This is a genomic window from Chryseobacterium gleum (assembly GCF_900636535.1).
Classification (GTDB): Bacteria; Bacteroidota; Bacteroidia; order Flavobacteriales; family Weeksellaceae; genus Chryseobacterium; species Chryseobacterium gleum.
Genome location: NZ_LR134289.1, coordinates 767,355 through 788,948, shown reverse-complemented (window position 1 = coordinate 788,948; position 21,594 = coordinate 767,355). Strand labels below are relative to the sequence as shown.

The following is a 21,594-nucleotide window of genomic DNA, read 5'->3' as shown; positions in this document are numbered from 1 at the left end:
AGATTTTAGAAAACCTGAACGTAATGCAACAATGACGGATAAACTTATAATAGCCCAAAAGGAAATTGAAAATTTGATATATACCATACGTGGCAAACAAGTGATGCTGGACAGCGACCTCGCTACGTTGTACCAAGTGGAAACAAAGAACCTTAATAAAGCCGTAAAACGGAATATTGAGCGGTTTCCCGAAAAATTCTGTTTTCAACTGACCGATGAAGAAGCATATTCTTTAAGGTTCCAAATTGGAACCTTAAACACAGGAAGAGGACAACACCGAAAGTACCTGCCCTATGTTTTCAGTGAACAAGGCATTGCTATGTTGAGTGCTGTGCTACGGTCAGAAATAGCCGTAAAGGTCAGCATTGAGATTATGAATGCGTTTGTAGAAATGCGAAAAGTGCTTACGAGCAATGCTTCGCTGTTTCATCGTTTGGACAATATAGAACTGAAACAATTACAAGCCGACCAAAAATTTGAGGAAATATTTAAGGCTCTGGAAAGCGACAAGCTCCAAAGCGAAAAAGGTATTTTCTATAACGGGCAGGTCTTTGATGCCTACAAGTTTGTAGCGGATATTATCAGGAATGCCGAAAGCTCCATTATCCTGCTCGACAATTATGCAGATGATACCGTACTGACCTTATTGGGCAAACGGAATGATGATGTAACGGCAAAAATCTATACAAAAACTATCGGTAATCAGCTACGGTTGGACGTACAAAGGTATAACAGCCAATATGCCCCGATTGAAATTGAGATTTTCCCCGATGCCCACGACCGATTTTTGATAATCGACCAAACGGAACTGTACCATATCGGAGCTTCGCTCAAAGATTTGGGTAAAAAGTGGTTTGCATTTTCCCGAATGGATATAGAAGTCGGCAGAATGCTCCAACTCCTGCCCTGAATATACAACTAAGCCTCTGAATTTTCAGAGGCTTTTTTATGCCTTGTTACGACAAATCCTGCCTTTCAACGCCAAACCCTGCCAATTCCTCAAAGGCACTTGCTACCTGCTCTAATTTTAGGCTTTACGCAAAATTCTAAAACAAAATTTATTATGAGTACACAGCAAAAAGACTTGTCGTATTTCCGTTTACGACTGCAAGAACACCTTAACAGTAGCTTTCCCGAAAAAGCCAACGACCAAAAGTTTATCGACCAGCGTTCCTCGTGGGCTGCCAATGCCTACGAGGGTGCGTTCCGCTCCGGCAATGCTATCGACCAATGTGATGAGATTGCCAATTACATACTCTTTGAGGGCTTGCACTTCTCAAAGTTTGATACGGTTTTTCAGGTCGTATGCAATGAGTTCGCCACCATTATGGCAGACAAGGAACTACGACCGTTCGCCCTTAAAATGTTTCCAATCTGTGAGCCTGTATTTGCAAAGTATAAACTAACCGATGATTTCGCCTACGGTTACGAGTTTGATGTCCTCTATACCGAACTGACGGGAACAATCGCAATATGGATTGAAGATAATGGGCTTCAGTAAACGTCAGCACCTCCAGCACAATATTGAAGCCCTGCGGATTGCTTTTACATTGGAAAAGGAGAAGCGACAAGCGACCGCAGAGGAAAGACGGCGTATGATGCGTTACAGCGGATTTGGCGGTCTTAAATTCATTCTCAATCCCGTAGAACACGAAATAGACATCAACCATTGGCGGAAAACCGAACACGATTTATTCCCGATTACGCAGGAACTCCACCAACTTTTAAAAGAAAATTCTACGGACGAAAAGCAATACCGCAGGTATGTGGATAGTATGAGAAGCTCGGTACTGACCGCTTTTTATACACCGCCGGAAGTTATCAACGCTATATCCTCCACATTGAGGGATAGCGGTGTGAACATTGACAAATTTCTCGAACCCTCCGCAGGTATCGGGTCTTTCGTTCAGTCCTTTGCAGAGAGCGAAACCAAAGTTACCGCCTATGAAAAGGATATACTAACGGGCAAAATATTAAAGCACCTTTATCCCGAAAGCAATATCCGTGTGAGTGGCTTTGAAGAAATCCCCGAAAAGGAGCAAAACACCTATGATGTAATCGCAAGCAATATCCCTTTCGGCGATACCTCCGTGTTTGACCTTTCGTATTCCCGAAGTAAAGACCCTGCAAAAATACAAGCTGCCCGAAGCATTCATAATTATTTCTTTTTGAAAGGTAATGATATGCTCCGAGAGGGCGGTTTACAGGCGTTCATTACCTCACAAGGGATTTTAAACAGTCCTAATAATGAGCCGATACGCAGGGCGTTAATGGAAAACAACAATTTGGTTTCGGCTATCCGATTACCCAATAACCTGTTTTCAGATTATGCAGGTACAGAGGTCGGCTCCGACCTGATAATCCTGCAAAAGAATACCGCAAAACAAAGTCTGACCGAAGCGGAAGAACTGTTTTGCCAAAGCAACAAAACGGGATATGGCACACCCAGCAATGCGATATTCGATGACGGTGCAAGAATTATAAATACGCATTGGAAAGTAGATACCGACCCTTACGGGCAACCTGCTTTAATCTATACACACCAAGATGGCGTTGAGGGCATTGCCAAAAATCTCAAACAGATGCTTTCCGATGATTTTGGAAAGCACCTGAATTTGTCTTTGTACAAAGGCGAGCGGAACGATGAGCCAATCGTACAAATTCCGGCACAGCCAACGCCTCCGCCTCCTGTTATCGAGCGTGAAATCATTCAGCCGGAACGCCCTCGTTTTACGCAAACAACCATAGCAACGGAAAGCCCAAAGGAATTTACGCAGTTAAGCATTTTCGACCTGTTTGAAAATGCTGGCGAACCCGTTGCCGTTCTTGCTCCGCCCAAGAGAGCCACGAGAACCAAAAGGCAAACCTCCAATAGACGGAGAACGCCTATCAACAGGCAAACGGACTTATTCAGTGGGGCGATGCAACAGCCTTACACGCCTCCTGCTCCCAATGGTGCGGTCAATAGAGCAACCCCACCCAACGGCATTACACGGGAAATAATCGGAGATTTATTTTCACAACAAAACGGGAATGGCCAAGCTGATAAGCCAGCTATTCCCGTGACTGTTCCCGATACCATTCCCGAACCTGGCTTGTACAGTCAGGAATTGCAATCGTACCACCGTAACGACTGCCTTGTCGTGGATAACGGCTGGGTAGGTCATTTGCAGGAGGTAGATAAGGAAAACGGAACGGCAATGTTCCACCCGTTGCAACTACCGTCCGCCCAAAAAGCAAGAGCCGAAGCCTATATCGCTGTACGTGACACCTACAACGACCTGTATCAAAAAGAAGCCGAAAAGCAAACGGAGCATAAGGAAGAAAGGGAAAAACTGAATAGCCTGTACGATACCTTTGTCAAAAAGTACAGCAACCTGAACAGTGCCGATAATATCAAGCTGATTAAAACGGATAGTGCAGGAAAAGAAATCCCGTATTTGGAGCGTGTAAAAGGCGGTATCGTTCAGAAAGCGGATATATTCAGCCACCCCGTAAGTTTTTCGACCACAACATTAGCAACGGACAATCCGCAGGAAGCATTAGCTTCCTCGCTGAACAAATTCGGAACGGTTGATTTGGACTATATGTCCGAAATCAGCAATATGACCGCCGATGCCCTGAAAGAGCATTTGCACGGTCGTATTTTTTACAATCCGTTGGAAAGGGAGTACGAGATTGCCGAACGCTGGATTGCTGGTAACGTGGTTGAAAAAGCTAACGAAATCAGAACCTACGTTGAACAAAATCCCGAAGATAAGGAAGCCAAACAAAGCCTTACGGTATTAGAGGAAGCCCGACCAAGACGTATCGAATTTGAGGAGCTGGACTTCAACCTCGGCGAACGCTGGATACCCATAGGCGTATATGCCAAATTTGCCTCGCACCTGTTTGATGCAGATGTAAAAATCCACTACTCGGACAGCTCCGATGATTTTTCGGTTATCTGTAATCAGGGAAACCAAAATATTTGGGTCAAGTATGCGGTCAAGGCTGAAAGTCGAACGTTTGACGGCGTTGCCCTGCTGAAACACGCCCTTGTCAATACGACACCCGATATAACCAAAAAAGTAGAAATAGACGGGAAAGAAGTCAAGGTCAAGGATATGGAGGCTATACAAATGGCTAACTCCAAAATTGACGAAATCCGCTCCGCTTTTACCGATTGGCTACACGCCCAAAGTGATGAGTTTAAAACCCGACTGACCGACCAATACAACGATACCTTTAACTGCTTTGTCCGTCCGAACTATGACGGTTCCCATCAGGACTTTGCAGGCTTAGACCGCAAAGCGTTAGGTATTGAAGATTTGTACAGTAGCCAAAAGGACACCGTTTGGATGATAAAACTGAACAACGGTGCAATTTGTGACCACGAGGTCGGTGCTGGCAAAACATTGGTTATGTGTACTGCTGCACAGGAAATGAAGCGTTTGGGCTTGGCACACAAACCAATGATAATCGGATTAAAAAGTAATGTTCACGAAATCGCCGAAGCCTATCGTACAGCCTATCCCCACGCTAAAATACTGTTCCCAGGCAAGGACGATTTCACTCCACAAAAACGCCTCCGAATATTCGGGGATATAAAAAACAATGATTGGGATTGTGTGATTTTAACCCACGACCAATTCGGAATGATACCGCAAAGCCCCGAAATCCAAAAGGAAATCCTCGAAATAGAATTAGATAACGTGGAACGAAACCTCTATGCAATGGAGGCAGACGGTGCGGAGGTAACAAGGGGTATGCTTGCCGGAGCTATCAAGCGAAAGGACAATCTCGAAGTCAAGCTAAAGACTTTACAGCACGATATTGAAAATCGCAAAGATGATATTGTCGATTTTAAAATGATGGGCATAGACCATTTGTTTATCGACGAGAGCCACCAATTTAAAAATCTAATGTTCAATACCCGTCATAGTCGGGTAGCCGGATTGGGTAACGTGGACGGTAGCCAAAAAGCGATGAACCTGCTTTTTGCTATCCGTACCATTCAGGAGCAAACCGATGCAGATATGGGGGCAACCTTTCTTTCGGGGACTACTATCAGCAATTCCTTAACGGAATTGTACCTCTTGTTCAAATACCTACGCCCACGGGCATTAGAAAAACAGGGCATTAACTGTTTTGATGCGTGGGCAGCGATTTACGCACGTAAAACGACTGATTATGAATTTTCGGTAGCTAACAATATCGTGGCAAAAGAACGTTTCCGTTATTTTATCAAAGTACCGGAGCTTGCACAGTTCTACTCTGAAATCACGGATTACAGGACTGCCAAAGATATAGGCATTGACCGCCCCGAAAAAAACGAAATCCTGTACAACATTCCGCCTACGCCCGACCAAGAGGAGTTTATTCAGAACCTAATGGAGTTTGCCAAGTCGGGCGATGCAACCCTGCTCGGCAGACACCCGTTGTCAAAATCGGAAGAAAAAGCAAAAATGCTTATCGCTACGGACTACGCCCGTAAGATGTCTTTGGATATGCGAATGGTAAGCGGTATCTATGAAGACCACCCCGACAACAAAGCCTCGCACTGTGCCAACAATATAGCGAAGTATTACAACAAATACAACGCACAGAAAGGTACGCAATTCGTGTTCTCGGATTTGGGAACGTACAAGCCGAATGAGTGGAACGTGTACTCGGAAATCAAACGCAAGCTCGTGGAAGACCACGGCATACCTGCAAACGAAATCCGGTTTATTCAGGAAGCCAAAACGGACAAGCAACGTAAAGACCTTATCAAAGGAATGAACGAGGGCAAAAATCCGTGTGCTGTTCGGCTCAACGAGTATGCTCGGAACGGGTGTAAATGCACAGAAAAGAGCCGTTGCCGTTCATCACTTAGATACCCCGTGGCGACCAAGCGACCTTGCCCAGCGTGACGGTCGGGCAATCCGCAAAGGCAATGAAATTGCTAAACATTTTGCGGACAACAAAGTAGATGTAATCATTTATGCCGTTGAGAAATCTTTGGATAGTTATAAGTTCAACCTGCTGTTCAACAAACAGCTATTTATCGACCAATTAAAATCCAATAATCTCGGCAAGCGAACCATTGACGAGGGCAGTATGGACGAAAAGTCGGGTATGAACTTCTCGGAATACGTGGCAATCCTGTCAGGAAATACAGACCTGCTGGATAAGGCACGGGTTGAAAAACAGATTGCAGGATTGGAAAGCGAAAAGCAAGCGTTTAACCGCTCTAAGTATAGTGCTAAATCTAAATTGGAAAACTATACGGAAGAATTTAACGCAGCTCAATCACGCCTCAACCGAATGACAACCGATTGGGAGAATTTACAACAACGCATACAAAAAAGGCAGGACGGCAAAATCGCAAACCCTGTTCAGTTGGACGGCTTATCGCTCAATGCGAACGTCAAACAGATTGGAACCAAGCTCAACGAGATTGCAGACAAAGCCCGTACAGGTGGGGATTATCAGGAGATTGGCAGTTTGTACGGATTTCAGCTATTGGTTAAAACGGAAATGTCCAAAAAAGACGGCGTAGATATTCGGGTAAACCGATTTTTTATTCAGGGAGAGGGTAACATAAAGTACAATCATAATTTCGGTGTGATTGCTAAAGACCCCGAAACCGCCTCTTTAAACTTTTTGAGAGCGTTGGAAAAAATACCGCCACTTATGGCAAAGGAACAGGAAAGCATTGCGAGCTATCAAAAGGATATACCTGTGCTTCAGGAGGTCGTCAATGGTACGTGGACTAAGGAGAGCCGACTGAGCGAACTCAAAACGGAGCTGGCTTCTATTGAGCGAAAGATACAGTTATCTATCGAACCGGATAAAAAGGGAGAACCTACGGAACAGGTCGAGAAAAAGCAAGAAACACCAAAAGTTTCGGAAAGCATTATACGGACAAAAGGTATTCATTTGCCACGAGGTGTATTGTAAAAAAGGGGCTTGTTTCAAAGCCCCTTTTATTTCTCGTCCTGTTCGTCCATTCTCTTAATCAAGGCATCACGCAAACTGTCAAGGAATTTTGTTCGGTTCATCTTTCGGGATTTGAGTTCTAAAAATGTATGGTAAAAATCGCCTAAATCAATATTAAAACTGTTTTCAAAAAATCTGACAATGCTTATAATATCAGTATTCCCATTATTAAATGCACCTTGTGAATGCAAGCTGTAAATCAATTCGATAGCTGCGGCTTTACTCCCTGTCCATTTCAAAGACGAGTTATCCGATATTTTGCTGTGACTGTTTTTATTTAGTTTTGCTTCAAGATATACCTGTATCAAGTCATTAGCAATAATCTCGGCTATTTTATAATCGTAATAAGTAGAGAACCTAATATCTGTTTCCAAATAAATAGTGTCAATGCTTAACTTAATATCAAATTTTCCTCTTATAAATAACTTCTCGTCAAGAAATGTACTTTTGGTGCGATAGTATTTATACAGTTCAAGGTTGTTATTGAAGTGTCTTTTGAGCTTTCTCAATTCTTCATTGAAATATTTTCTGACCGCTTTCGTACCGTTGGGTTTTTTCGTTTCAATTTTGTAAATGGCATAGTAATAAATGAGCTTAGCAACGATAACGGGTTTCTGATGTTTGAAAAAATTGATTTCTTCAACGGTATTCTTAAACCCTCTTTTTAAGATGTGCTCCTTTAGGTCGGACAAAGTTTTAATGATAAGTTTGATAACTGCTTCAATTCGTTGCACAGAGCAATCGGTTTCAACCTCCAATTCCCTGATTTCGTCCTCCAGCTTATTGAGTATCTGTTGATAAAATTTATCCATACCGGTTATCTTAAATTAATATTCAGGCTACATTTTTTAATTTGATTTTCTAAACATCAGAATAGCAATAATCGCTAAAACAATGGTAGCTATCCCACCGTACAAAAACTCTCTATTCGGGAATTGTGTGCCTAAAAATCCCGCTATCGGGTAGGCGATTGCCCACCACAAATGGGAGAATGCGAAATGAGCACCATACACTTTGCCTTGGTCTTTAGGTTCGATATTTTCGCCTATCAGTGTTTCGGACGGCATATCGGCTAAGGTCTGCCCGATACCTGCCAAAATCCATAAGAACATCAGCCCGTTGTATGGTACGAAATTGGCAAAACTGATGGCGACACCTATCAACATTGCTCCGCTAATCAGTGAAACGCTACGTGTTTTGGATTTGTCCAAACTACCCAATAAAAATGCTGTAATCGCTGCACCTACGCCGAATACCGACATTATCCACCCGTAGTGCTTATCGTCCAACTCTAAGGACGTTTTTACCAAGCCAACTGTATTGACCAAAACCATAGCACCTGCGACGGCTGATATAAATTCAATGCTTAATGCAAACCGTACAATCCTGTTACCGAACAATAATCGTATGCCTTTTAACACTTCGCCCCACGTTTTTTGAGGTACGGCATTATCACTGCTTACACCTTTTTGCAATGATGATTTCGGAATGGAAAGAATGAACAATATAGCGACAAACAGCGTTGCACCGTTTACGAAAAATATTTGTGTAGCACCCAGCCAAACCGCTACGATACCCGCCAATGCGGGTCCGAAAACACTCAACAACTGAAAGGTTGCCATTGATAAGCCGTTGGCTTCCCTGTATATCTCTTTTTCCACTATCTGCGGAATAATGGCTCTATATGTAGGCGTAAAAAATGCCGCAAACACATTCAATGCAAATATCAATGCGTACAACTGCCATTCGGCATTGACGAAAGGCAACATACAGACGATTGCCATTCTTGCAAACTGCGTGATGAGCAATATCTGTTTGCGTTGGAATTTTTCTGATACCACACCTGCAAAGGGCGAAAAAATGATGTATGCCGTTACCCTTAATGTTAGGGCTGATGCCAATATGGCGGCGGCATTTCGGGGGCTTATCTCATACGTGAGCAAAGCCAGACCAAGCCACGTAAAAGCATCGCCGAAAAGGCTTGCTATCTGTGCGAAATAAAGCCTTGCGAAAGTCGTGTTTCGCAGGGTTTTAAAGGGTTCTGTGATTGCGTTTATTATATTATTTGTTGCCATTCAGTATTGTTTTTTAGCGTTGTTTTCCCGATTTCTTTAGGTATGCGTCCTGCGATGATTGATGATATGTGCCGTAATCAGCCCCACGGAGCCGACGTAAATAAGGGGCAGGTGTATATGGTAAAGGGCATCGAGGACTACCGAAATTAAAATCGTAAGCAATGAAACGGCAAAAAGAGCAATGACCAGCTTGCTGTCGGTCGTCTTGCAGATTTTGAATGCTATAATAGCTCCGATAATCAAAAAGGCTAAATCTATATACGGATTATGCGATATGCCAATCGGTATAATGACAAGCAAAGGGAAAATCAGGCAATGGATTAAACAGAGCGTTGCTGCCGAAATGCCGAGTATGTCGTATGTTTTATTTTTCATTGATGATTGCTTATAGTATTGTTCTGAAATTTTTTAAATAATTCTGTTTACATATCGCTTAAAACTGTAATTCCTGCTCCTATCCAATAGTTAGAAAAGTCGTTGATTTGTCCGTATTTCGGACTGCCAAATACTGCCCGATACTGTAATTTGGTTGTAAAGTAAATGTCAGGACTGTTAGTGTTTGAATAAATCTTGTACGAAACATTTAAGCCGGGTTGTAACAGGTAGAAATAATTTGTAGCTACTTCTTTTGCACGTTTTCCCGAACCAAATCTTGCCCAATACTTTTCTTTTTCGGCATTATCCCCAAGCCTCGAAATAGCAACACCATTATTAAGGCTTACCCCAAGACGGATTTTATCTTTCTGTATTATGTCATATTGATTAACCCAGCCTATTTCATAAAAGTCCACCAATGGCTGTCCTATGGAATAAGTGAACGTATCTGTTATCTTTCTTCCAACAAGTGAAAAACTAAGCCCCGTAGCCCACCTTTTGACGGGATAATATTTTAAATCCAAATATCCCCCGTAAAATCTCTTTTGTAGGATAGCGGTATTGACCGCCCCGGCACTAAGGGAAAACTCTTGCGGTGGTGTAGTATAGGAATGCTCTGATTGCTGTGCTTTAGTAATTATGGAGCATATCAATAGTATCACTGTAATTGAAATCTTTCTCATATTTATCAAAAATTTTCTGCAAAGCCCCACCATAAATTTGATAAGGCTTTACAGAATTGTTATTAAAAATTCACTATCATTTTCACGCTGATATTACGTCCCATATTGAAAACACCCATACGTCCCGTTGCGGGATTTTCGGGGGCATACTTCAGCCTGCTTAAATGATTTTGATAAGCCACGTCAGCCAAGTTTTCGCCACTGATATACAAAGACATAAAGTCGCTTCGGTTGAATGCTTTTATATTTGTTCCAATTCCTGCACTCAACAAGGTGTATGCAGGTGTTGCTGTTTCTGTACCGTAAGCACCGTGAAATTTGTCCTGCTTGAAAAAATGGTCAAGCCCGAACTTGATGTAAGCATTGGAGAATGTGCTATTGACTGCTTTAAGCTCGGCTTTGACTTCGCCCCTGTATCTCGGTGCAGGGATAAAGGGCAGGTATTTCAGATTATCGGGCTGGTTGCTCTGCGTTGCCTGCACATAGGAAAAGGAGTTTTCAAAATGCAGCCATTCCATAGGGTGCGGGTGTATATCCAAGTAAATCTCGCCTCCGATTAGAGTGGCATTTCCCGATGTATATTCAAAGGCAGGTGCTCCGTCGGCAGGGTCTGGAATGATTTCATTGCCGTTTGCATCTACCATTTTTTCGAGATAGATATAATTGCCTATGAAGTTTACGAACGGCGTAATCTCCAACGTGATGTGTTTGGAATTGAGGAAATAGGCAACGTCCACCTGATGACTGATTTCCGGTTTAAGGTCTGATTTTCCAAACAGGTAACGGAACGTTCCCTCGTGTCTTCCGTTGGCAGAAAGCTCGGTGCTGTTCGGTGCTCTGAAACCTCTCGATACGTTAAATTTGAAAGTAGAATTTTTATCCACCTTATACGATAATCCCAAACTTCCCGAAATGCCATTGTAGTTCTTTTCAAAGGCACTGAATTTCAATTCGGCATCGGGGTCTGTACCGGGTACAGGATTTTCGTCTTCATCGAGGTAAAGTTCCTTTGAGTTCATATACCGGTTGTCAAAACGGATACCTCCGGCTAAAGTGAGCTTATCAAAAAATGTTTTCTGCGTGAACACAAACGCTCCTGCATCGAAAAGGCTGTAATTGGGTATCAAAGCCTCTATTGCCCTGTTGGTGTTGCTCTGCCACATACCGCCGATGCCGACCGATGTTTCCCAGCCATTTACTTTTTCAAAATTGTATCGTACATTATAGTTGAGCGTTTTCAAATCAAAGAACAATTCCGGCTCATCAGGTGTGGCAGGGTCTTCAAACTCTCTGCGTTTATTGTTCTGAAAACCAAAGTCGGCATTTAGCGTTCCTTTATCCAATATGAAATAATTGTTTGAAGCTACTCCAATATGATTTATCTTCTGATGCGGAAAACCTGTTTTATATCCTTTCAAATCTTTGTCCGTTGCTGCTACTTCATCGCCATTGGCATTTTCGTAGATAAATCTTCCTAATTCATCTCTTTCTCCCTCTACAAGATTAAGGGTGTTGTTATAAGAGCTTACGGTCAGGTGTGAGTGTCCCCAGCTTTTGTTTATTCCCAAAAACAGGCTACCATTGATTTCCTTAAAACCCGAATTGAAAACTTTTCCGTCGTAGGCATTTTGGTAGTTGCCTGCAAACTTGTTGCTGAACCTGCCAAGCCATTGCAAGCCGTCTTTATTCCCAGCGTTGGCAACGGAATAGCCAATGAGGTTGTTATTACTTTGGTAATTGGAGGAAACCTGTGTTTTTACCTGTCCTAACGGCAAGGCTTTCGGAGCAAGAAAATTAAGCACTCCCGCAATACCGTCCGAACCGTACATAAGGCTTCCGGGACCTTTGACAACTTCCACTCTGTCCACTGCATTCTCGTCTATCTCAATACCGTGTTCATCGCCCCATTGTTGTCCCTCTTGCCGGATATTATTGTTCAATGTAATTACTCTGTTAAATCCCAAACCTCGTATGGTAGGTTTTGAAATTCCTGTCCCTGTTGTTATTTGGTTTACACCGGGTACATTCCTTAAAGCATCAATCAGATTGGTAGCACTGTTCTGATTGAGTGTTTTACCGTCCACCGCTTTAACAATGACAGGGCTTAGTTTTAATTCTGTTGAGCGGGTTACACCTGTTATGATTAACTCATTCAGTTCTGTAACAGCGGGGCTTAATAAAAAGTCCATAACCGTATCTTTGTCGATGCTTATTTTTTCGATTATTGGCTGATAGCCTGTATAATTTATCTCTAAAAGGTAGGTTCCCCGTTTAAGGTTATTGATTTTATAACTACCGTTTGTGTCTGTCGTTGCACCTGTTTTCAGGTCAGCAATATAGATGGATGCACCAGCTAAATTTTCGTTTGTGGTTTCGTCTTTTACCGTACCTGAAATACTGTTTTGTGCAAATATGTTTAAGGTTGCCGATACGAAAGCAACCAATAGTAATATGCTTTTTAAATTCATTGTTTGATTTTTTAACGATTATTGTTTGATATGAGCAAACAGGCGTTTGACTGCTTGCGTCTATATAAAAAATCAAACTGTGGGCGATCCTTTGTTTTGGATTGTAAGGAGTTCCGCTTCGTAGAAACTTACCTTACATAAGCTGTATTCAAAATAAGGCTGTACATCAACGTAAACAATAAGGGCATCAACGATAAGATGAGGCGATAAGCAATGATTATCGCACAGTGAACACTTTTTGAATGCTTTGGTAAGATGTGCCTTATGATTACAGGCATTGCTTTCATCCCCATAATATATTGCCTTCTCACATTGGCTTGCTTTTGAATAGGCGATAATTTCATCGTCGTGGTGGTGGTATAAGATAACCGGGCTATTTGCAAAAACGTACAATAGCAAAAGAAAAAGCCCTTTTATATGTCTTATATCTTTTAACATCAATCGCAATTATTTTGGCTAAGAAAACAGTCCAAACCATCGGTAGCCATATGTAAAAGCAACCCCACGGCAATAACCCGTGTCGGTTTGAAAAACAACAGGATAAAGTAAATAGCAATAGCAAACCAGCTATGCAGGGGGTGGAAATTTATACTGCACCTGCAAGGGTCAAATATTGGTGTTGCCAAAAGGTGGTCTAAATCAACCAGCATAGTGAGCAACAATATTGCATAGCATCTTATCCAATTTTCCCTAAACAGAAAATAGGAAAGGATACCCGGAAAAATAAGGTGTAAAAAGTAATGGATAAATTGTTCCATATCGTTACTTTCTTATAGCCTTTAGCATTATTATGTTATTTGTTTTTCTCACTTAATATTGATACACGGTATTTGAATTGACATACTATCTTCTTTCCAAAAGAAGAAGATAGTATGTTTCAACTTACATAGATTTAATGCTGATGCCCGTGTGCTTTTTCAGCGGCAGAAACCTCATTTTTAAATTTTCCTGTCAGCGTTGTGCCATTAACTTTGATGGTAACGGTAACGTTTTCGTGAATGTTTCTGGACAAAGCCGCCTGCAATCCACCTGTTTTGCTTGGTGTGAGCTTGGCATCAGTCTTTTTGCCATCTGTAAAAGCAAACTCTACCGAACCGGTAGCGGGCTTGTTTAATGTTTTAGCATTGGCATCCAGCACATAAAAGGTCAGCATATTGTTACCTTTTACCATTTCAATATGGTAATTGTCAACGTCTATCATTTTTCCGCCGTGAGGGGCAGAACCGTGACCCGACTGAGCCATTACAGGGCTTACGGCAAGCGTGGTTATAGCAACCACTAAAGCCATTCCGATTGATTTGATTTTTCTCATTTTTTTTGATTTTTAAAAGTGAATTAATAATTAAATTTTTACTCTAAGTAGTTTGATTGAGTTCAGAAATACCAGCGTATCGGGCAACAGGTGAATGACTGCTGCTTCTACGGGTCCTAAAACCCCTAACAATACCAGTGTAATACCCAATACGTGTACCACACCAACGCCACCGATTATATTCTCTTTGATAGTTTTGAAAGCTCTTTTGCTGATAGCTTTGGAACGGGCAATTTTTTCGAGTTTGTCTTCCACCAAAACAATATCAGCGGCTTCCATTGCTGCCTGCGTACCTACGATACCCATAGAGATACCTACATTTGCCTGCACAAGAGCCGGAGCATCGTTGATGCCATCGCCTACCATTGCTACTTTTTCTCCTGTGGATTGGAGTTCCTGTATAGCTTTAATTTTGTCCTCCGGCAGCATATCCGCTTTGAACGAGGTAATGCCTAACTGACTTGACACGTGTTGTGCTGTTTGCGGATTGTCGCCCGTAAGCATTATAACATTTTGAACACCGCTTTTTTTCAGTTCATCAATCATTTCTTTTGCTCCCGGACGTATGGTGTCGGACACATAGAATACACCGGCAGCCTTATTATCAATTGCCATATAAATAGCTGTATCTGTAAGGTTTTCGCTATTTATTGTAACACTGATTTTATGGTCGTCCATCAATGTTTTGTTTCCTATCAACACTTTTCTGCTGTCTATTGAAGCTCCAAGCCCCTTTCCTTTAAATACCTCAAAGCCGGTCGGCTCTGAAAGCTCCACATCTAATTCTTCTGCACGGACAATAATCGCATTTGCCAATGGGTGGCTGGAACGGTTTTCGGCAGTAGCCGCAAAATACAGTAAGTCCTTTTCTGTATAGTTGCTATCCGATATATCTACTTTATTGAGTGTAGGTTTACCTACCGTAAGTGTTCCGGTCTTATCGAAAACAATGGTTTTTATCTTTGCGAGTTCCTCTAAATATTTACCTCCTTTTACCAAGATACCTTCACGGGCTGCCCTTGCAATGGCAGATATAGTTACTAAAGGGGTGGCTAAGCCTAATTCGGCAGGCGAGGTAAAAATCAATAGGGCGATGACCAGCTTTACATCTTTTGTTACTAAATAGACACCTATCACAAAAATGAACACGAACGGTATCAGCCACGAGGCTACCCTGTCAGTGAGTTTTTCAATGGGAGCTTTACTGCTTTCGGCTTCTTCTACCAAAGCGATAATCCTTGAAAACACCGTATCATTACCTGCTTTGGTCATTTGCACGTCCAATGCTCCCAACTCCAATATAGTTCCGGCAAAGACTTCGCTGTCGTTTACTTTTTCGACCGGTACGCTTTCTCCGGTAATAGGAGCCTGATTGACGGAACCGGAACCGGCAATGACTTTACCGTCAACAGGTATTTTTTCTCCTGCTTTTACTACGACAATATCGCCCATAACCAGCGAGGTGATTTGGATTGTTTGCTCTTTTCCGTCTTTTTTAATGACGGCTGTTTGTGGTACAGAGCCTATCAATTCTTTGATAGATGCCCTTGCCCGTTCTCCGCTTGCACTGGCGATATATTCCGCTATCAGGATAATCATCAGTACTACGGAACCGGCAAGGTATTCTTTGCCCACAACCGATACAATTACGGCTATGGAGATAAAAAGTTCCGTACCGACTTTACGTTCTTTGATAAGCTCGACAATAGCCGTCTTTAGCAAAGAATACAGACCGAAAGCCGTAGCTGCCAGCAACAGGGGTAATGGAATGAGTTCCATATAAAACAACAGGCTGGCAATACCTACTGTAATGATGCGTATGATTTCCCATAAAACTGCCGGGAAAAAAAGGTTTTAAATGTGTTCATTTTATAGAATTTAATGTCTATGGTTAGTACCTACATTAATATAGGGAAGCACAACAAGTAAAATAAAAATGAATAGAAACAACAAGACCGCCAATGCTATTAAACCATACTTTATCATCTTGTATCCCCATTTATTATTTGAAGATTTACCACCTCCCTGCCTTTGCGGAGGTGGTCTTTTCTTCTTTCGCTTATGCTTCGGTTTCCCGATATGGTTATTCTTCCTCTTCCGCATTTCTAATAGCTGAAAGGATAGTATAAGCGTTTTTCGTGACTACTTTTAACGATTGCTGATTGGCACTTTGAGGTAATTCAACTGCTGTATAACCTTCCTGCTCCACACCTTTGGCAATTTGCAACAACTGGAATGTATAGCTGTCATTATTCCCTGTTGTTTGGATGATGATGTAATCCAAACCATTCAACTGAACAATGGCATCGTTAGGTACGGCATTCTTTTGTTCCGTTCCTGTTTCTACCCACGCTTTTACATACATTCCCGGTAAGAGTTTTGCATCTTTGGTAAAGCGGCAAAGCACCGGTATCATTTTTTTGTCATTTGCAGCCTGACCGACCAAGTACACTTTTCCGGTATGGCGGTAATCATTTTCATTGGAAAGTGAAAACTTAACGGTCTGCCCAACCTGAATTTTGCCCAAGTCCTTTTCAAAAGCATTTAAAGCAAGATGCAGTGCATCTACACCCGTTATCTCAAACAGGACATCGGTTGGTGCGGCGTATTTCCCGATATTGGTATTACTGACTTTGATATACCCTGAAATGGGAGCATAAATACCCGCAGTTCTGGAAATTTGCTTGTTGTTTTTCAAGGCGTTACTGCTGATGCCGATAAGTGCCATCTGCTGTTCCAAACCTGCAATACGGGCTTTCATCACATTGTAATCAGAGCTTACCTGTTGGAAGGTTTTGGCTGCATTGACATCTTCATTTCTCAATTCCTGCTGTCTTTTGTATTCCTGTGACAAATATTCCAGCCTGCCGATGCTTTCCAAATACTCCTGTTGAATGGTGATGAACTCCGGATTTTCAATAGTGGCTAATTGCTGCCCCTTTTTTACAGCTTGCCCCGGCAATAACCCTGCTGTTTTGATATAACCGCCCAATGGTGCTGATACGGTGGCTATGCTGTTTGGTTCAGCTTCAATAGCTCCTGTCAGCTTGATTATATTGCTAAGGTTTCTTAATTCTATGGAGCCTGTTTGTATCTCCGACAGCTTGTACTGGTCAGCGGTAAACGTAATTTGTCTTACCGAAGGTGCTGTATCGGTCTTGCTCTCTGTTTCTGCCGGAGCCTGTTCGGCAGCATTCTCTTTTTTATCCTTACAGGACGAAACCACCAATACTGCTGACAGTAATAATGGTATATATTTTTTAAATGATGACCTATTCATTATTCTGATTTTTTGAATGATTAATTGTTGCCTAAAATTGCCTCTATGGAAATAATAACCCGGTTAAGATTATACAGGTTGTCTATATACTCTGAATGGATATTATTGGATAGCGTAAGGTTTTGCAGATATTGTGTATAGGAAATATCACCGTTTCTAAAACTCTTATCCGAATTACTGATAATCAGGTCTGCCTGTGGCAATGCCTGTGTCTGATAATAGTTTAGAGATTTCTGAAATTTCACATACTGCTGTGCCAACTCTTTAAGCTGTCCGTTCAGATTTGTAGTCGTCAGTTCTACCTGTTTTTGTGCAATCTGTTCATTGATTTTAGCCGCATTGATTTGGGATTTATAACCACCCGGAAAAAGAGGTATGCTTATACCGACTTGGAAAAAACTAAACCTGTCTTTACCCGTATAAGTTCTATCGACACCGTTAATCGTTTGCAGACCTTTGTAGGTCTGACCGTTATAACCTAAAATAATGTCCGGTAACATCTTGCTTCTCTGCAAGGATATTTCTCTTTGGCTAACATTGATTTCCTGTTGCAGATATTGAATGATAGGATTGTTGGTAGTTGATACACCATCAATAGCCAATAATTCCTCCCTTACAACCAATGCCGTATCTGCTATGCTGATGTCATCGGTTGTATTAAGCAATGTCTGTAAAAGACGTTTGGCAATTTGTATATCGGCTTCATTCTTTTCCAGCTCATTCTGAATTTGTCGGTATTGGACTGACGAAGTAGCATTTTCAAGACTTGTGCTTTCTCCTGTTCTATACCTCGCATTACTTGCTTTACTTAGCTTGCTGTAAATCGTGTCCTGTTCCAACAATAGCCGTCTTTTCTCCAATATATACTGATATTGCAGGTAAGCCAGCTTTACGTCTTCAACAAGGTCATTTTCGGTTACAGCCTTGTATTTTTCGCTGCTGCGTATCCTTTCCTGTGCCAACTTTGATTGATTGCTGTAAACGGTCGGAAAATCAAAACGCTGTGTAACATTAATCAGGTTATCATTAATAGTAGGATTACTTACTACACCCTGTGTATAGGAAATTTCCGTTTTAGGAATAGTAACGCTTCCTTTCTTTAATGCCTGCTGTACATTGATGTTATACTCCGCTATCTTGATGCTGTTGTTGTTTTTCAACGCTTCATCAATGGATTGCTGTAAGGTCAGCACTCTTGTACCGGAATTTGTAGGTACTTGTGCATTCATTACCGACGGTAAACCTAAAAATCCTAATAGTAATATTGCCGTAGGCAAGGTTTTGGGCTTCCGCATCTTGAATGATGATTTTGTGAAATAGATATACAGTACAGGAAGTACCACAAGGGTCAGTGCAGTTGCCGTTATCAGACCTCCGATAACTACCGTAGCCAACGGGCGTTGTACTTCTGCACCTGATGAAGATGAGATTGCCATCGGTAAAAATCCTAACGAAGCTACTGCGGCTGTCATCAGTACGGGTCTTAATCTTACCCGTGTACCAATCCGAACCCTTTCGTAAATATCATTAACCCCTTCCTTAGCCAAACGGTTGAACTCTGCAATCAATACAATCCCGTTCAAAACAGCAACACCGAATAACGCAATAAAACCTACACCGGCGGAGATACTGAAAGGCATATCCCTGATGAGCAAAGCAAATACACCACCTATCGCCGATAACGGAATTGCAGTAAATATCAATAGACCTTGTTTTACCGAACGGAACGTAAAGTACAGCAATAGTAAAATCAGTAAGAGTGCCACCGGCAATGCTACTGCAAGCCTCGCATTGGCTTCTTCGAGGTTTTTAAATTGTCCGCCGTAGGTGATATGATAGCCCGCAGGCATTTTTACTTTTGCTCCCACAATATCCTGAATATCGTTCACGATACTTTTTACATCCCTGTTTCTTACGTTGAAACCAAGTGTAATCCGTCTTTTGGCATTATCTCTTTGGATTTGTACCGGACCCGGTTTGTATGAAATATCTGCTACTTCACTTAGAGGAATTTGCTGACCTGTGGGCGTACTTACAAATAAATTCTGAACATCCGTAATATCTGCTCTTGAAGCATTATCCAGCCTTACCACCAAGTCAAACCGTCTTTCGCCTTCATATACCAAACCTGCTGCTTTACCTGCAAATCCTGTTTCAATGGCACTGTTTACGTCTTCGATATTCATTCCGTACTGTGCTATCTTATCCCTGTTAAACTGTATGCTGATTTGTGGCAAACCTGTTATTTCCTCTACATATAAATCTTCTACACCTTCGACATTTTTTATTTTACGACCCACATCCGAAGCAAGGTCTGATAGTACGTCCAAATCTTCTCCATAGATTTTTAGAACCACGTCCTGTTTTGCTCCTGTAAGCAACTCATTGAAACGCATCTGTATAGGTTGCTGGAAACTAAATGTAGCGTTAGGGATAACAGATAGGTCAGCCTGCATTTTTTCTATCAGTTCTTCTCTGTCTTTGGCACTTGTCCATTCCTTTTTCGGCTTTAGTTTCACTATCATATCGCCCGCTTCAATAGGCATCGGGTCTGTGGGAATTTCCCCCGAACCGATTTTATTTACTACTTCTTCTACTTCGGGATAGTTCTTCCGCAGGATAGTTTGGGCTTTCTGTGAAACATCTATCAATTGGTTGATAGAGCTACCGACCGGAACCCTTGTTTCTACCGCAAAATCACCCTCATCCAACTGAGGTATAAATTCTGCACCCATACGGTTGAATACAAAAAGTGTAATGATGAAAAGACCTACTGCAATAGAAACGACCAATAATTTCATTTTCATTGCTCCCTCGATGATAGGCGTATAAACTCTCTGAATAGCCTTCATCATTCTGTCGGAGAAGTTTTCCTTATGGGTTGTTTTCTTGCTCAACACCAAAGCCGACATCATCGGTACATAGGTAAACGAAAGCAAGAAAGCTCCTAAAATGGCAAAAGAAACAGTCTGTGCCATTGGTCCGAACATTTTACCTTCTACACCTACCAACGCTAATAATGGCAGGTATACAATCAGAATGATAATCTCACCGAATGCAGCCGCAGAGCGTATTTTACGGGACGATTGATAGACTTCTTCATCCATTTGCTCCTGTGTCAGTTTTGCCACACCTCCGTACCGGTCTTTACTTCCCGTTATTCGATGCAGCACAGCCTCGACGATGATAACTGTCCCGTCCACGATGATACCAAAGTCTATCGCTCCCAAGCTCATCAGGTTGCCCGATACGCCAAAGAGGTTCATCATAGATATGGCGAACAACATTGCCAATGGAATTACGGAAGCGACCACAAGCCCGCCACGCAGGTTTCCTAAGAAAAGTATCAGTACAAAAATCACGATTAATGCACCTTCAATCAGGTTGGTTGAAACGGTAGAAATAGCTCCGTCCACCAGCTTTTTACGGTCAAGAAAAGGCTCAATTTCCACACCTTCAGGCAAGCTGCTTTCTATTTCTGCTACCTTAGCCTTTACATTGGTAATTACTTCAGATGAATTAGCTCCTTTAAGCATCATCACTACCCCTGTTACAGTTTCGCCCTCACCATTACGGGTGGCTGCTCCGTATCTCGGTCCGTTTCCAAACCGTACTTCGGCTACATCTCTTAAAAGAATAGGTACGCCAGCTTCGTTTTTGACCACTATTTTTTTGATTTCCTCGATGTTCTTTACCAAGCCTTCGCTTCGGATAAAGTAAGCATTAGGACCTTTATCAATGTAAGCACCACCGGTATTCTGGTTGTTCTTCTCCAATGCCGTGAAAATATCGGAGATATTGATGTTCTGGCTGGCAAGCCTGTCAGGCTCGATAGCGATTTCGTATTGCTTTACAAATCCACCGAAGCCGCTTACTTCTGCAACGCCGGGCGTACCTAATAATTGCCGTTTAATAATCCAATCCTGAATAGTTCTTAATTCAGTGGCATCGTACTTGTCTTCATAACCTTTTTTGGGGTGAATGCTGTATTGATAGATTTCCCCAAGACCGGTAGTTACCGGAGCCATTTCGGGTGTACCGACACCCTCGGGAATACTTTTTTCCGCTATGGTCAATCTTTCCTGTACCTGCTGTCGTCCCCAATAGATGTCAACATTTTCTTTAAATACAATGGTTACGATTGAAAGCCCGAAACGGGAAAAGGAACGCATATCCTTAATACCGGGAATACTGACCATTGTCTGCTCCACCGGAAAGGTTACAAGCTGTTCCACCTCCTGTGCCGCCAATGTAGGCGATACAGTAATGACCATCACCTGATTATCCGTGATATCGGGTGTGGCATCAATAGGAAGTTTGGTAAGGGAGTACGTACCCCAGCAAATTAATGCCAGGGTAAATAATCCTATTATCAACTTATTCTTGATTGAAAAATGAATGATGTTATTTAACATACCATAATGTTATTAGAATAGTT

Annotated in this window: 13 protein-coding genes and 1 pseudogene; 3 read left to right on the top strand and 11 right to left on the bottom strand. The window is 42.0% G+C overall.

Annotated elements, in window-relative coordinates; genetic code table 11:
* Window positions 1-31 precede the first annotated feature (31 nt).
* The 3 genes and pseudogenes from EL165_RS03640 to EL165_RS03630 all read left to right on the top strand — a co-directional run bounded on the left by EL165_RS03640 (window position 32) and on the right by EL165_RS03630 (window position 6,924).
* A complete protein-coding gene (locus EL165_RS03640) occupies window positions 32-910 on the top strand; it encodes an ORF6N domain-containing protein (RefSeq protein ID WP_002979406.1) in 879 nt (292 codons plus the stop codon).
* 153 nt (window positions 911-1,063) lie between these two features.
* Window positions 1,064-1,501, top strand: a complete 438-nt coding sequence (locus EL165_RS03635) for a DUF1896 domain-containing protein (protein ID WP_002979407.1) — start codon at window positions 1,064-1,066, stop codon at window positions 1,499-1,501.
* Window positions 1,488-6,924, top strand: a pseudogene (locus EL165_RS03630) (N-6 DNA methylase). The gene EL165_RS03635 and the pseudogene EL165_RS03630 overlap by 14 nt, the downstream one beginning before the upstream one ends.
* A gap of 26 nt (window positions 6,925-6,950) precedes the next feature.
* Here EL165_RS03630 and EL165_RS03625 read toward each other — a convergent pair.
* From EL165_RS03625 to EL165_RS03575, 11 genes are all read right to left on the bottom strand, one after another.
* Complete coding sequence (locus EL165_RS03625) at window positions 6,951-7,775, bottom strand: RteC domain-containing protein (RefSeq protein ID WP_002979409.1); 825 nt, start codon at window positions 7,773-7,775, stop codon at window positions 6,951-6,953.
* A 36-nt stretch (window positions 7,776-7,811) separates the two neighbouring features.
* Window positions 7,812-9,038, bottom strand: coding sequence for an MFS transporter (locus EL165_RS03620; RefSeq protein WP_002979410.1), 1,227 nt, complete (start codon window positions 9,036-9,038; stop codon window positions 7,812-7,814).
* A gap of 36 nt (window positions 9,039-9,074) precedes the next feature.
* A complete protein-coding gene (locus EL165_RS03615; RefSeq protein WP_081457767.1) occupies window positions 9,075-9,413 on the bottom strand; it encodes a MerC domain-containing protein in 339 nt (112 codons plus the stop codon).
* Window positions 9,414-9,460: 47 nt separating this feature from the next.
* Complete coding sequence (locus EL165_RS03610; protein WP_041461485.1) at window positions 9,461-10,096, bottom strand: hypothetical protein; 636 nt, start codon at window positions 10,094-10,096, stop codon at window positions 9,461-9,463.
* 62 nt (window positions 10,097-10,158) lie between these two features.
* Window positions 10,159-12,564 carry a TonB-dependent receptor gene (locus tag EL165_RS03605; protein WP_002979413.1) on the bottom strand — a complete coding sequence of 802 codons (2,406 nt, stop codon included), beginning with the start codon at window positions 12,562-12,564 and terminating at the stop codon, window positions 10,159-10,161.
* A 72-nt stretch (window positions 12,565-12,636) separates the two neighbouring features.
* A complete protein-coding gene (locus tag EL165_RS03600) occupies window positions 12,637-13,002 on the bottom strand; it encodes a hypothetical protein (RefSeq protein WP_002979414.1) in 366 nt (121 codons plus the stop codon).
* The gene (locus EL165_RS26185) at window positions 13,002-13,322 is read right to left on the bottom strand and encodes a DUF6122 family protein (protein ID WP_081457768.1); all 321 of its coding nucleotides are present in this window, start codon (window positions 13,320-13,322) and stop codon (window positions 13,002-13,004) included. The genes EL165_RS03600 and EL165_RS26185 overlap by 1 nt, the downstream gene beginning before the upstream one ends.
* Window positions 13,323-13,456: 134 nt before the next feature.
* Window positions 13,457-13,876, bottom strand: coding sequence for a hypothetical protein (locus tag EL165_RS03590; RefSeq protein ID WP_002979415.1), 420 nt, complete (start codon window positions 13,874-13,876; stop codon window positions 13,457-13,459).
* A gap of 30 nt (window positions 13,877-13,906) precedes the next feature.
* Window positions 13,907-15,655, bottom strand: coding sequence for a heavy metal translocating P-type ATPase (locus tag EL165_RS03585; RefSeq protein WP_228459138.1), 1,749 nt, complete (start codon window positions 15,653-15,655; stop codon window positions 13,907-13,909).
* 304 nt (window positions 15,656-15,959) lie between these two features.
* Window positions 15,960-17,156 carry an efflux RND transporter periplasmic adaptor subunit gene (locus tag EL165_RS03580; RefSeq protein ID WP_002979418.1) on the bottom strand — a complete coding sequence of 399 codons (1,197 nt, stop codon included), beginning with the start codon at window positions 17,154-17,156 and terminating at the stop codon, window positions 15,960-15,962.
* Window positions 17,157-17,176: 20 nt separating this feature from the next.
* Window positions 17,177-21,571, bottom strand: a complete 4,395-nt coding sequence (locus EL165_RS03575) for a CusA/CzcA family heavy metal efflux RND transporter (protein ID WP_002979419.1) — start codon at window positions 21,569-21,571, stop codon at window positions 17,177-17,179.
* Window positions 21,572-21,594: the final 23 nt, after the last annotated feature.

Coding starts and splice junctions, on each gene's coding strand:
- EL165_RS26185 (WP_081457768.1), bottom strand. CDS start 13,322: ATGGAACAATTTATCCATTACTTTTTACACCTTATTTTTCCGGGTATC.
- EL165_RS03615 (WP_081457767.1), bottom strand. CDS start 9,413: ATGAAAAATAAAACATACGACATACTCGGCATTTCGGCAGCAACGCTC.
- EL165_RS03620 (WP_002979410.1), bottom strand. CDS start 9,038: ATGGCAACAAATAATATAATAAACGCAATCACAGAACCCTTTAAAACC.
- EL165_RS03600 (WP_002979414.1), bottom strand. CDS start 13,002: ATGTTAAAAGATATAAGACATATAAAAGGGCTTTTTCTTTTGCTATTG.
- EL165_RS03635 (WP_002979407.1), top strand. CDS start 1,064: ATGAGTACACAGCAAAAAGACTTGTCGTATTTCCGTTTACGACTGCAA.
- EL165_RS03590 (WP_002979415.1), bottom strand. CDS start 13,876: ATGAGAAAAATCAAATCAATCGGAATGGCTTTAGTGGTTGCTATAACC.
- EL165_RS03625 (WP_002979409.1), bottom strand. CDS start 7,775: ATGGATAAATTTTATCAACAGATACTCAATAAGCTGGAGGACGAAATC.
- EL165_RS03640 (WP_002979406.1), top strand. CDS start 32: ATGACGGATAAACTTATAATAGCCCAAAAGGAAATTGAAAATTTGATA.
- EL165_RS03610 (WP_041461485.1), bottom strand. CDS start 10,096: ATGAGAAAGATTTCAATTACAGTGATACTATTGATATGCTCCATAATT.
- EL165_RS03585 (WP_228459138.1), bottom strand. CDS start 15,655: ATGGAACTCATTCCATTACCCCTGTTGCTGGCAGCTACGGCTTTCGGT.
- EL165_RS03575 (WP_002979419.1), bottom strand. CDS start 21,571: ATGTTAAATAACATCATTCATTTTTCAATCAAGAATAAGTTGATAATA.
- EL165_RS03580 (WP_002979418.1), bottom strand. CDS start 17,156: ATGAATAGGTCATCATTTAAAAAATATATACCATTATTACTGTCAGCA.
- EL165_RS03605 (WP_002979413.1), bottom strand. CDS start 12,564: ATGAATTTAAAAAGCATATTACTATTGGTTGCTTTCGTATCGGCAACC.